Origin of the sequence: Arthrobacter sp. NA-172, assembly GCF_043952055.1 — a bacterium.
GTDB lineage: Bacteria > Actinomycetota > Actinomycetes > Actinomycetales > Micrococcaceae > Arthrobacter.
The window spans coordinates 995,996-1,008,537 of the sequence record NZ_JBINOT010000001.1 but is presented as its reverse complement, the minus strand read 5'-3'; the positions used below and the strand labels follow the sequence as shown (position 1 = coordinate 1,008,537).

Here is a 12,542-nt window from a genome sequence, read left to right as displayed (position 1 = left end):
AGGACAAAGCTAAAAGGGTCTGGCCAGGCATCGCCTGGCCAGACCCTTTGCGTTTCGTCTCTTCCGGCCGGGTTGGTTACCGGACGGGCTGCCTACTTGACTGGATTACTTATTTGACTGGGCTGCTTACTTTGACCGGGACGCTGGATGAGGGGCGGCGCGCCGCCCAACGCAGAGCACGGTTCACTCTGTCCGGGAGGAAGTGCATGCCGGGATAGAGGAAGCGATATAGCCGGGATGCGGCAAACACTAACGCGGCAGCGAAAAGGATTGTGAGGACTTCCCACGAAAGAGGCGGCTGCCAATCCGGCTTTGTGAACATCACCAGCCAGTTCGCGAAATCCGGGATGCCAACCACGTAGCGCCGCAGGATGTACACGAAGCCATACAGATGGGCTACGCACCCCGCCCACAACAAGATCTTGGTGAGTCTCCGGCTGATGAGATTGGACTTGAAGTTCCGGAAGCGAAGCGCTAGGCCGGCCGAAATGACCGCGATCGCGAACAGTGGCAGGCTGTACCTTCCCTGCCAAATGAAACCGCTGGTGGTAATGAGGGCCGCCTGAACCAAGGCAGGAACCACTGCAAGCATGCCAATGGCCACCCAGAAACCCAGTTGCAATCGCGCTGGGCGCATCAGGAAAACCATCAGCAAGAGCGCTATGAGCAGCATGTTCCAAAACATCAGGACTGCTTGGGGCACGGGAGCATCAAGCCAACCAGCGACCCCGATGTACTGATTCACGAAATCGAAGGAACGGTCCAGCATAGTGACGAATGCGTTGGACGGGCGAAGACCTTCGACCGTGTTGGAGATTCCGGCAGGTGCTTCGCCGGCTGACGGCGGCGCCGCCAGCATGACGAAGTTCCACATGACACCGAGCGCCACCCCGATCGCGGACAGCCCTGCAACGACGAGCAATAGCCGGTTGCGGAAGATCGCGACGATGTCGGCCCCTCGGAAGAAGAGGCAAGCCACGATTGCGCCGCAAAGAAGCCACACTAAGGAGACATTCCTTGTGTTGGCCAATGTCGCGGCCGATATGCCGACTGCCAGGATTCCGGGGCGGGCAAGATGGAGTTGCCTTGAGTTCTCAAGGACAGAGACCAAACCACAGAACGCCGCCATCGATGCCGCGACTTCGAGTGAATTTGGATTGACGCCGGTAGCCAGGAAGAACACCATGGGCGTCGTGGCAACCGCGGCCGCAACCATGGGCCACTTGGGATGCCGGAGCCTGGACAATGCGGTGAAACCGGCAGCGTAGAAGGCCGCGGACATAAGTCCGCTGACGATCCGCATGGCGAAGATCGCGGGAGCCCCGGACATGAAGAGGCTGGGCAGCCCGACGAACCAATAGTAGAAGGGGTTGTACAAGCCGGCTGAAGTCACGCCAATGGTCGTGTAGCTGTCATCAAGGGGGATATCGGGCGCGCAACCTGCGGGTTTCCCGATGATGAAGGCAAAGCACCGCTGGGAGTCGACGTTGGCAATGTAGGAGGGCACCTGCACATGGATGCCGTTGCCATAGGACTCGCCTAGCGCCGGGAAGAACTGGCCGCGCGCGACGGCCGCAGCCTTGATCGTGTGCGCGGGCTCGTCAGGATAAGCCATCAGTGGAGTGGCGAGGATCCACAAGGTGATCAGCGCGGCCAATAACGCAAAGATGCGGATGAAGAATCCGAAGCCCGCCTTGGTTTCAGGCGATACATTTCGGGCCCGGGATCGGAGACGCCCCGCAGGCGCGGGCTTTTCTTCCGACGTGTCGAGGCGTGTGGGGCCGTTGGTAGCTGGTTGGTGGATCACTGGGTGCTCCCGATCTTCTCAATCAGGCGCGAAGCATCCTGCAGGGATTGTTCGCTGGGTGAGGCCACCCCTGCGAAATACGTTGCGGCAACCTGCCCGTTGGCACCGACCACGAAATCCGCCCAGGACTTCACAAGGGAAGCAACATGCTCGTTCTTGTAGGTGGTGCAAAATGCCTGGTAGTTCACGTTCCCCAAGGCATAGCCGTGATCCGTCTTGTCCGGAAGATGGAATTCGACGCCCGTGCCTGCCGTAGTGGTTGTGCCGTCTTGGACCGCTGCAGCCACGGAGTCTTTCGACATCCTGACGAAACCGCCCCCGAAGGACAACAAAGCTGTGTCAAACCGGGATCCAATCGACGCTGTATCCATGAATGCGATTGCGCCGGCGGTATCGTCGACTTTCTTCGCGACGTCGCTGAAGTTCTTGACCTGCTGGCCGCCCGGTGCCTTCGCCCACTTGGCGGTCACCCCCGCGGACCAATTGGCGGAGGTCGAGAGATAACGCGTACTGGCGGAGGTGAGGGCCGAAGCCGTGGTGGCGGTGATCGGAACAATTGGCCCGTTCGGCAGCGTGGTTCCCGGATTGATGGCCGCGATCGCCTTGTCGTTCCAGCGATTGATGTCGCCGGAGAAAATCTTCGCAAGGACGTCCGGGTTGAGCTTGAGGCTCCGGATGCTTGGCATGTTGAATACGACACCGATCGAGGTGACCGAGGTCGGGACGCTGAACGCGCCGCCGGGGCCGCACTGAGCCTTTGTCGAGTCCTGTTGTTGCTGCGTCAAAGGGGCGTCCAGGGCAGCGTAGTAGGCCTGGCCTGTGGCCAGGGCATTCAGCCCGACGTCGGCGCCGTCCGGTGAGTAGTTCAATGAAGTGGCTGTGTGGGTATTCTTCCAGGCACTGGCCCAAGCACCGATCGGATCGCTTTGGATGGGACTTCCAATCGCAGTCAGAGCGCCGCGGACTTCCTGCTTGGCTGGGGGACTGGCACAGGCGGCCAAGCTGATGCCGAGCAACAGGAGGCATCCTGCCGCCCGGGGAATCGACCGATGATGCACCGGGGGTCCTTTCGATGACGGGTATAGCTGAGACTTGCGTCTTAATAACCCTAACCGTTCAGCCTGCAGGCCGCGGCCCGTGGGCAGCGGCACGGCAGGAGCTAAGCGGTAGGGGTGCGACGCCCGTCGTGTCCCCGTCAGTTCAGTATGTGAGGTTTTGGCAAGCGAGCAATACGTTTCCTGAGCTGAACTGCGCTATGCCGATGCCGTAGGCGCAGACGGAATATTTGCCCCGTTGAGTCACAGGAACCAAGGTGGAGTAGCCGTGGTTTCCCGTGAGACCAAAGGCATTGTTCACATCGGCCCGGGGGAGATTGGCCGTAAAGGGGTATCCCTGACGAGTGCCGTCCGGATAGGTGATGTACACATGCACAGGGTTGGACGAGCCCGGAACCGCTGGGTCGTACGTCCATCCAGTCGCCCTGATATTGGCTTGTCCCGAGACACTGGCAATTCCAACTGAATCGAGATAACCGCTGGGGCTAGGCGTGTTGCCAATCTGGATGGCCATGCATCCAAGTGCCGTATTGCCGGACGCGAGGGGAGCGACAGGTATGGCGTAAGCGCACGCGGTATAAGTGCCGGTGCTCTTGACGCCCACCGAAGCACTAAACCCGTGATTGCCGGTTATTCCGAAGGCATTGTTCAGGTCGGGCCGTGATTGGTTTGCAGTAAAAGGAGTGCCGACAGTGCTTCCATCCGGAGCCTGGACATACACATGGACAGGAATGCTGGCTGCGGTGTTGGTGGGATCGAAGGCCCAGCCCGTCACCACGATGTTGGCCGCGCCCGGCGCCTGCACTATGCGAATGGAATCGTAGTAACCCTTCGGCGCCGGGTTGGACCCGACCGTTATGTCTCTGCAGCCCATAGCTGTGTTGTAGTACTGCCCAATGGCGTAAACGCACACGTGGTAATTGCCGGCGTTGCTGAGGCTGAACGACTTATCGAAACCATGGTTCGGGCCGTACCCGGTGGCGGTTCCCACGTCAGGCCTGGATCCGTTTGCAGCGATGCGATAGCCCGTGGTCTGTCCGCTGGGGTCCGTGATGTACGCATCAGCGAACGAAGCAGTGCTGGCGTTCGCGCGGTCCACTGCCCAGCCGGTCAGGCGCAGCGAAACATCGGTGGGCGTACGGACCTGAGACAACGTATCGAAGGAACCGACCGGCGGTTCAACACCACTTGCCTGAAAGCTCTTGCAACCAAGATCGACGGTGCCGTTCACACTGACCGCACTGGCACAAACCTTATACGTGCCCGATGCGGTGATTTGGATGTTGTTGTCGAAGCCGTGCGCCGGGCCATAGCCGTATACCTGGTCCACATCTGGCCGGTAGCTGTTAGCGGTATAGGAATACCCGGTGGTGGTGTTGTTCGGATCCGTTACCGATATGTTGACGGGAGTCGATACCCACGGTCTTGAGAGGTCAACCGACCAACCTGTGAACCTGAGATATGCCGAGGTGGTGTCCCGGACCAAGGCGAGCGAATCGAAGGAACCCCTTGCCGGATCGCCGGCGAATTTTTGCAGCGAGGAGTAGTCCCCGTTCCAAACATTGGAGTCGCCGGCGAAGGGTCCGGTGCTGCTGTACTGCCACACGCTGTATGTCGACCAGCTGGACGGGACGCTGATTGCCGTGTTGGTGGTGTACGACGCAATCCAGAGGGGATAGTCGCTGAATCCGGTCGCATCGCCTGTGCAGGTCTGCCACCAGTCGGTCGTCGAATAGATCATTGGGTTCCGGCCCGTGAGGGAACGGACTGTATCGCCGAAGTTGTGGATCCACGCGACGAGCGCGGAGGGCGACATCCCGTAGCAGCTATTTGTTCCCACGTATGACGGCGCGTATTCGATGTCGAGGACCGGAGGCATCGTTGCCCCGTCGGAGCTCCATCCCCCGCCGTTTTGTACGAAGTAGTTTGCTTGGTCCGCACCTGTTGACCAACTGGGAATCGCGAAGTGGTAGGCGCCCCGGATCATTCCGACACTGCGGGAACCGTTGTACTGCGAACTGTATGTAGGACTCGTGTAGTAGTTCCCCTCAGTGGCCTTGACGTAGGCGAAGCGCACGCCCATGTTCCACTGTGCCTGCCAATCGACTGAAGGCTGGTAGGAGCTGACATCGAGGCCCTGGACGCCGAACGGCGGAGTCCAGCTGCTTTGTGTTGTCAGGAGTCCTTGTACACGCGGGGAGCGTTGTCCCATTTGCGCACCACCCGGACCAGCGGCCGCCCGCATTGCGGCTTGGCGATCTGCGCTGGTTGAGCTGGTCGGGGTGGGTGACGGCGATGCCGGCTGGGTCGTGGCGCCCGACGACGACGTCGGCGAAGGCGTTGATTGCCGAGGAGCTGTGGGTGACGCGGTCGGCGAGGGTACCGGCGTCGACTGCGTCGAGGTTGCGGTGGACGCTGTCGGGGAAGGCGCCGGTGCCGCGATCGCCGTCGTCGCCGAAAGAAGCAAGACCGCTGCGCCGCACATGGCGGTTAGCGCAAGATGATGGAAGGTGCGCGCCCGGAGAGTGGAGGCAGAGGCTTTAGATTGAATGGTCTTCATTTCTTGGCTCCACGTGAGAATACCGTTTCCTGGCAGATCGGCACCCGATTATTCCGCCGCTGCAAACCTGCGGTGCGGCGGTAATTGACTATTGGCACATCTAATTCGAAGGCAACCATAACATCGATGTGCAAGGTGGTGCCAATGTGGTCAGTGGGACTTGAGTGAATCCCCCGCGTGGCGGGTAAAAGAAGCGGCAGTTGCTTCCACTGCCATATCAGCCTTCGAAATCGTAAGCCCTCAGTTGGCCAGCGCCGGCACGACACCCTGGGCCGCGGACGAACGGTCGCGGTCCGCGATGTTCCGTGATGAGTTGAGTTGTACCGGACGACGCGCTGTAAAGGGTGACCTTCCCGTCGGCCCCTGCCGGTACGGTGACCAGCTTGGGCACGATCTGCCCGGCGGCGTAGTTCAGGTTCGAAGCGTTCGGTCTCGCGGTCCCGGAGGGGTAGGCCGTGACGAAACCGAACGACGTCGGATTCGCAACCGTGAGTCTAAGCGTCACTGCCGAGACCGTCGTCGGTATTCCACTCACCCCGCCGACTTGGAAAGAGACAGTTCGGTTCGGTGCCACCGGGGTGCTGTTGTTGTCCACCTCGTCACGTGCCCTGGTGAAATAGAGGTCCGCTGCTGGACACGGCAACGGTTCAGCGACTTCAGTCAGCGTTGGAGCGGTTTTGCTTTTCAGAGGTCGGCGCATTCAGGTAGCCGGAGGGAAGGAAGAAGGTTCCCGTCATTCCCTTTCAATTCAACCTGACTGGTGGGACCTTCAGGGGCATATGTGTTTCCGCTTGCACAGATCGGATTTGCCAGTACTCATCGTGGGTGAGTATTTGAAGGTTTGGAAGCCACCTGATATTCCCTTTCGGGGCCATTGATATTGCCGGTGGGGGCCAGTGGCCGGGGTTGTGGGGGCCACCGGCTCCCACCGACGTGTTCTTACTGCTTCATGGCGGAGTGTTGGCGCATGTTGTGGTTGCCGGTATCGACCCAGATGGTGTTGTGCACGATGCGGTCCATGATCGCATCGGCGTGGACGCCGGAGCCGAGCCGCTGGTGCCAGTCTTTTTTGGCGTATTGGGTGCAGAACACGGTCGAAGCTGTGTCGTACCGGCGCTCGAGCAGCTCCAGCAGCATGCTGCGCATGCCTTCGTCGGGGTGGTCGAGAAGCCATTCGTCGATCACGAGCAGGGTGAAGGCCGCGTACTTGTTCAGGAATTTGGTTTGTCCCTGTGGCTTGTCCTTCGCCAGCGCCCAGGCTTCCTCAAGGTCGGGCATGCGGACGTAGTGGGCCCGGATCCGGTGCTGGCAGGCCTGTTTGGCCAGAGCGCACCCCAGGTAGGACTTCCCGGATCCGGTGAATCCTTGAAGCACGACGTTCTGCTGCCGTTCGATGAACGAACACGTGCCGAGCTGGGCGATCACGTTCCGGTCCAGACCACGCTCGTCCACGAGGTCGAGCCGGCGCAGATCCGCGCCTGGGTAGCGTAGCCCGGCCCGCCGGATCAGTCCTTCAACTTTGGCGTGGTTGAACCCGGAGTGGGCCTCGTCGACGATCAGGCGGAGCCGTTCCTCGAAGGCCATGCCGAGCACGAGCGTCTCGTCCTGAGCCTCGAGCGCCTCCAGCATCGGGGCGGCACCCATCTCGCGGAGCTTGCGTTTGGTTTCGATATCGATCCCGCTCACTTGGCACCACCGGCGTAGTATTCGGCGCCGCGCACGTATCCGCCGTGTTCGGCCGGTTCATCCCGTGGTGGCCTGAGACCGGCGGCTTTGTCCTGATCTGTGGCCAGGATCGGCTGCAGATGCGCATACCGCGGGGACCGCACCCGGCCTGCCAACGCAAGCCGGCAGGCCGCGCCGAGTACCGCCGGGAGAGCCGCAACACGGCCAGTGCCGCGTCCAGGCCCTGCTCGTCGACCGGGACGGACTCGAAGATCCGGTTGACCACGGTCACCGCCGCCGGTCCGATCCGTCCGGCCCACTCCCGCACCCGGGCCGGGTCCCACTGCCGGTACTTCTCGCCGGCTGGCAGGTCGGCGTCGTTGGTGCGGTACTCGTTGGCCGCGCCCTCGGGCAGCAGCAGGTGGCTGGTCAGCCGTTCGGTGCCCCGGTAGGCCTGAATCACCCGATCGGTGATCCGCAGGTCCACCGTGGTGCCGATATTGGCAAAGGGCACCGAGTAGTAGTTCCTCTCCCAGACCACGTGCCCGTTCCGGCCCACCCGGCGCCCGTATGCCCACTTGCTGATCTCGTAGGCCGCCGCCGGCAGCCCCGTCAGCAACGGCTGCTCCTCGGCTGCGAACACGCTGGCCCTGGACCCGGCCCGCTTCTGGAACGGCTCCGCATTGTAGGCCGCCACCCGCTCGATGATGGCGGCCCTGAGCTCCGGCAACGAAGTGAACTGCCGCTGACGCAGCCCGGCGATGATCCAGCGTAGCCACGTGGGCGACCGTGTTCTCCACGCTGGCCTTGTCCTTCGGGTGTTTCACCCTCCCCGGCAGCACCGCCGCCGAATAGTGCGCCGCCATCTCCCGTAAGCGTCATTGAGCACGACCTCGCCCTCACGGGGATGCTTGATGACACCGGTCTTCAGATTGTCCGGCACGATCCGCGGCACCGAACCGGTGAAGGCCTCGAACATCGCCACGTGGGCCCGCAACCAGGTGTCCTGCTTCATGTCCAGGGCGGGTTCAACGAACGCATACCGGCTGAAAGGCAGGCATCCCACGAACAGATACACGGTCCTGGCCTTGCCCGCGACCGGATCGGCCAGCTGCATCGTCGGCCCCGACCAGTCGACCTCCACCGTCTGCCCGGCTTTATGCCCGACCCGGGATGCCGCCCCCGTGACCAACACATGCCGCTGGTAGGTCCTGCAGAACCGGTCATAACCCATCATCGGCTCCCCGGTAGCGGCGCATGAATCGGCGTACTCGCCATGCAGCAGCTTCAGCGTCACCCCGACCCGGGCCATCTCCCGGTGGACCTGCTCCCAGTCCGGCTGCGCGAACACGCTTTGATGCTCACCGCGCCCCGGGAACAACCGGGCATACACCTCGCGGTCCGTGCTGTCGGCGATATCGTCCCAAACCACGCCGGCCGCGTCGGCAGCCTCCAGCACCGCCGTGATGCTCTTGCGCGACATTCCCTGCGATGCCGCGATTGCCCGGCCTGAGAGGCCCTCGGCGCGCAACTGCAACACGAGCTTCGCTCTAATCTTCCGTACCATTGATGATTACTCCTTCCGCCGTGCGCCCTATACACACGACGGAAGGAGCCTAAACTCGGTGGCCCCCAGACACGCCACTACCGGCACCCAAGGCCGCTACTGCGCGCTCTGCCAACCGGCCCCCAAACACACGACAGATGGACCCCAAAAGCGCAAATATTCAGTGGGCATTCATTTGTTATTAGCTGCGACTTTTGGGGGTGTCAAAACTCGCTCGTAATCACCGCCAACACTCGAGTAGGGCGAAAAATCCGTTCCTACTTCGCGGATCTGGAAGCGTTGCCTGTTTGCGATGAAGATCAATCGATGCAGGCCCAATGTCAATGTAGTTCCCGTTATCTGGAGTGACCAGAGTTGCATATGTTACGGGTGCGACCAGTGAGTTAAAAGTTATCCACAGTTGCCGCAATTTGACTTGGTTCCGTGGTGAATTCTCGCCTATTTTTAACCTCATTGATGGTTTTCGGTGCGCCCGGGGTGCTTGCTGAATTGGGGGAATAATGGATGCATTGCGCATCGTCGAGGATGAAGTCCGCGAGCTGATCCGGCGGCGTGGCCTGGACCCGCTCAATCAGGCGGCCGAGATAATTCGGCTCGTCGAGGCTGCTGTAGGCGATTACGATGAGCGCGCCCTCCTCGGTCCGTTGCCTCCGCTAGGGCATCCGGACACCGCGCGGAAGTACGTGTTCGACGCCGTTGCGGGCTTCGGTCCGCTGCAGCCGCTTCTGGATGACCCCGCCATCGAAGAGATCTGGCTCAACGCCCCGAACGAGGTTTACGTTGCACGAAACGGCGAGTCCGAGCTCACCTCGCTAAGTCTCAGCGAACAGCAGGTTCGCGACCTCGTGGAACGGATGCTTAAGAGTTCAGGACGTCGGCTGGATCTCTCGTCGCCGTTTGTCGATGCAGCCATGCCCGACGGTTCGCGGCTGCACGTTGTCATTCCCGATGTCACTCGCCGGCATTGGGCAGTGAACATTCGCAAGTTCGTCGTGAAGGCGAGCCGGCTCGAACACCTGGTCGAATTGAGTACCTTGACGCCTCAATCAGCCCGGTTTTTGGGAGCGGCGGTGGCCAGCGGCCTGAACATACTGGTCTCTGGAGCCACCCAGGCTGGAAAGACCACCATGCTCAATTGCCTGGCTGCCAATATCGGTTCGCGCGAGCGCGTCGTTACTGTCGAAGAGATTTTTGAACTTCAGTTCCCGCTGCGGGACGTCGTCGGTCTGCAGTGTCGGCAGCCAAACCTTGAAGGTCAGGGCGAAATTCCGCTCCGCCGGCTCGTCAAGGAGGCTCTACGCATGAGGCCGGACCGTCTCGTGGTGGGGGAAGTCCGTGAAGCCGAAAGCCTGGACATGCTCATCGCCTTGAATTCCGGCCTTCCCGGTATGTGTACCGTGCACGCAAACTCTGCCCACGACGCCGTGACCAAGATCTGCACCTTGCCGCTGCTGGCCGGAGAAAACATTTCAAGCGCGTTCGTCGTTCCCACGGTGGCATCCTGCATCGACCTTGTGGTCCACTGCAGCCGCCATGCGGATGGACGCAGGCAAGTTACCGAAATCCTTTCGCTTGGCCGGCGCGTGGAGAACGGAATCATTGAATCGTCCACAGTATTCGCATTGCAGGACGGCAGGCTTGAGCCCAAATTGAATTCCATGCCTGCCGCCGAGAAGTTTGCGCGGGCAGGATTTGACGTTGCCTCGCTCCTGGAGAACGGATAATGGCGCCGCTGCTGGGCGTTCTGTGTGGCTTGGGCATATTTCTCATCTGGTGGTCCGCCTGGGTGCAACAACCGGTCACGGTCAAGGAACCCACGCCGAAACGCCTGGAGACGTTGCTGCTCACTGCCGGAATCGAAAAGGTGAGCCGCGGGGGATTCATCGCATCCTGTCTGGGACTGGGCCTTTTCACAATGCTGGTGGTTTTCATCATGACTGCCTCCTTGTCGATCGCGGCGTGCTTCGGCCTGTTCGGTGCCTGGCTTCCCTTGGCCGTGGTCAGGTGGCGGGCGCGCAAGCGGACAGCCATGCTGCGCGCACTGTGGCCGGACGTCGTCGACCATTTACGCTCCGCAATTCGAGCTGGGCTCTCGCTGCCCGAAGCGCTCATCCAGCTCGGCGATAAGGGCCCCGGGGAGCTTCGGGGCCTTTTTCGGGAGTTCGGTGCAGATTACCGCTCCGGCGGGCAGTTTGATTCAGCATTGAACAAGCTCAAGGAGCGGTTGGCCGATCCGGTTGCCGACCGGATCATCGAGGCGCTGAGACTGACCCGTGAGGTAGGCGGCTCCGATCTCGGCCGACTTCTTGGAACGCTCGCGGAGTTCCTTCGTGAGAGCGCCAGAACCCGCAGTGAGCTTGAGGCGCGACAATCCTGGACCATCAATGCGGCGCGCCTTGCGGTTGCCGCTCCCTGGATCGTCCTGATGCTGCTGGCGAGCAGACCGGAAGCCGTTGCCGCGTACAACTCGGCGGCGGGCATCAGCGTGTTGGGAGGCGGACTGTTGATCTCTGCGCTTTGTTACTGGGTCATGCTGCGCATCGGTGCCCTTCCCGATGACGAACGGGTGCTTCGATGACCGCCTTGACCGCGGTGACCGTGTTGTTCGGCCTGCTTCTGGGAGCCGGGTTGTGGCTCATCTTCGTTCGCCTGCCGTTCATGCGCGCCACGACGTTCGCGGAGCGCGTTGAGCCGCAACTCAAGTCCCACAACCTTGAATCTCGGCTCTTGGCTTCAACCTCTGACCTCGCCCCGTTCGGGCCTTTGGAGCGCATTCTGCGACCCGTGTTCCGGGACGCCCTTCATTATCTGGCGCGGTTCAACTTCGGGACTGCTGCCCTCAACAAGAGATTGGCCAAGGCCGGCTCCCGAAAGACTGCCTTGGACTTCCGGGCGGAGCAGTTGCTGTGGGCAGCGGCAGGTTTTGTCATCGCGGTTGTCACTGTGGTTCTCAGCGCAACGGCTGGCCGGTTTAGTCCAATGCTTGCCGTTGTCGCGGTCCTCGTTTGTGCGTCGGGCGGTTTCCTTTTCCGTGACTACCTGCTGGGGGTGCAGATCAAACGTCGTGAGCGCCGGATGCTGTCGGAATTCCCCAGCGTTGCCGAGCTCATGGCGCTTGCTGTGGGGGCGGGGGAGAGCGCTATAGGTGCCCTTGATCGAGTGGGTCGTACCGTCAGGGGTGAATTGGCGAAGGAATTTGCCTTGGTACTGGCCGCCACGCGTGCAGGTAAACCTCTGGTCGACGCCCTTCATGAGTTTTCGGGACGAACCGAACTCGGCCCCTTGGTCCGGTTCGTGGACGGAATGGTCGTTGCTGTCGAACGGGGTACTCCCTTGGTTGATGTGTTGCGGGCACAGGCTGCAGACGCCCGCGACTCCGCCAAACGGGAACTGATGGAAGCGGCGGGGCGCAAGGAAATCGCCATGATGGTGCCGCTTATCTTCGGTGTCCTGCCATTGACGGTGATCTTCGCCGTCTACCCCGGCCTGGCCGCGTTGAGTCTTGGATTCTGACGCGTGATCTCCAACAAGCTTTTCGAACATGGGTATTCGCCTGAATGTCCATCAATAAAGAACCGCACGGATTTTCCAATATGGATTCCTGCACACGGAAATGGGGAATGATGAAGAAATTCGGAGGCCGCAGTTTGCGCCCGTCAGGACTTTTGCTTTGGCAACTGTGGACCCTCTTGCCATCCGGAGCAGGCTTCAAAACTGGCCATTACAAGAATTTGGCCCCCGGAGAGGATCACGCCGAGCGCGGCGACGTACCTGGTTGGGTCATGATTACTTTGATGACGGCGGCGTTGGTAGCGGGACTATTGGCGCTGGCCGGTCCGGCGCTCGAAGGACTCTTCAACCAGGCCATCAGCAAAGTCGGAAAGTAGC

Annotated in this window: 10 protein-coding genes and 1 pseudogene; 5 read left to right on the top strand and 6 right to left on the bottom strand. The window is 61.1% G+C overall.

Annotated features, from left to right (window positions below):
* Positions 1–109 precede the first annotated feature (109 nt).
* The 3 genes from ACF0H6_RS05075 to ACF0H6_RS05065 form a co-directional block, all read right to left on the bottom strand.
* Positions 110–1,807 (bottom strand): DUF2142 domain-containing protein, encoded by a 1,698-nt coding sequence (locus ACF0H6_RS05075; protein ID WP_395248697.1) that lies wholly within the window; start codon positions 1,805–1,807, stop codon positions 110–112.
* A complete protein-coding gene (locus ACF0H6_RS05070; protein ID WP_395248696.1) occupies positions 1,804–2,823 on the bottom strand; it encodes a substrate-binding domain-containing protein in 1,020 nt (339 codons plus the stop codon). Before ACF0H6_RS05070 ends, ACF0H6_RS05075 begins: the two co-directional genes overlap by 4 nt.
* A 184-nt stretch (positions 2,824–3,007) precedes the next feature.
* Positions 3,008–5,074 carry a lysozyme gene (locus tag ACF0H6_RS05065; RefSeq protein ID WP_395248695.1) on the bottom strand — a complete coding sequence of 689 codons (2,067 nt, stop codon included), beginning with the start codon at positions 5,072–5,074 and terminating at the stop codon, positions 3,008–3,010.
* A gap of 70 nt (positions 5,075–5,144) precedes the next feature.
* On the opposite strand from ACF0H6_RS05065, the gene ACF0H6_RS05060 reads away from it, so the two are divergent.
* Positions 5,145–5,366, top strand: coding sequence for a hypothetical protein (locus ACF0H6_RS05060; protein ID WP_395248694.1), 222 nt, complete (start codon positions 5,145–5,147; stop codon positions 5,364–5,366).
* Positions 5,367–5,639: 273 nt separating this feature from the next.
* On the opposite strand, the gene ACF0H6_RS05055 is transcribed toward ACF0H6_RS05060, so the two are convergent.
* The 3 genes and pseudogenes from ACF0H6_RS05055 to istA form a co-directional block, all read right to left on the bottom strand.
* The gene (locus ACF0H6_RS05055) at positions 5,640–6,122 is read right to left on the bottom strand and encodes a hypothetical protein (protein ID WP_395248693.1); all 483 of its coding nucleotides are present in this window, start codon (positions 6,120–6,122) and stop codon (positions 5,640–5,642) included.
* 239 nt (positions 6,123–6,361) lie between these two features.
* On the bottom strand, positions 6,362–7,108 hold the full coding sequence (locus tag ACF0H6_RS05050; RefSeq protein WP_395248692.1) for an ATP-binding protein: 747 nt from the start codon (positions 7,106–7,108) through the stop codon (positions 6,362–6,364).
* Positions 7,105–8,654, bottom strand: a pseudogene (gene istA, locus ACF0H6_RS05045) (IS21 family transposase). Before istA ends, ACF0H6_RS05050 begins: the two are co-directional and overlap by 4 nt.
* Before the next feature lie 500 nt (positions 8,655–9,154).
* On the opposite strand from istA, the gene ACF0H6_RS05040 reads away from it, so the two are divergent.
* The 4 genes from ACF0H6_RS05040 (at position 9,155) to ACF0H6_RS05025 (ending at position 12,541) form a co-directional block, all read left to right on the top strand.
* Positions 9,155–10,378 carry a CpaF family protein gene (locus tag ACF0H6_RS05040; RefSeq protein ID WP_395248691.1) on the top strand — a complete coding sequence of 408 codons (1,224 nt, stop codon included), beginning with the start codon at positions 9,155–9,157 and terminating at the stop codon, positions 10,376–10,378.
* On the top strand, positions 10,378–11,232 hold the full coding sequence (locus ACF0H6_RS05035; RefSeq protein ID WP_395248690.1) for a type II secretion system F family protein: 855 nt from the start codon (positions 10,378–10,380) through the stop codon (positions 11,230–11,232). Before ACF0H6_RS05040 ends, ACF0H6_RS05035 begins: the two co-directional genes overlap by 1 nt.
* A complete protein-coding gene (locus tag ACF0H6_RS05030) occupies positions 11,229–12,167 on the top strand; it encodes a type II secretion system F family protein (protein WP_395248689.1) in 939 nt (312 codons plus the stop codon). Before ACF0H6_RS05035 ends, ACF0H6_RS05030 begins: the two co-directional genes overlap by 4 nt.
* Positions 12,168–12,277: 110 nt before the next feature.
* Entirely contained in the window at positions 12,278–12,541 is a 264-nt protein-coding gene (locus ACF0H6_RS05025) for a hypothetical protein (RefSeq protein WP_395249884.1), read from the top strand.
* Position 12,542: the final 1 nt, after the last annotated feature.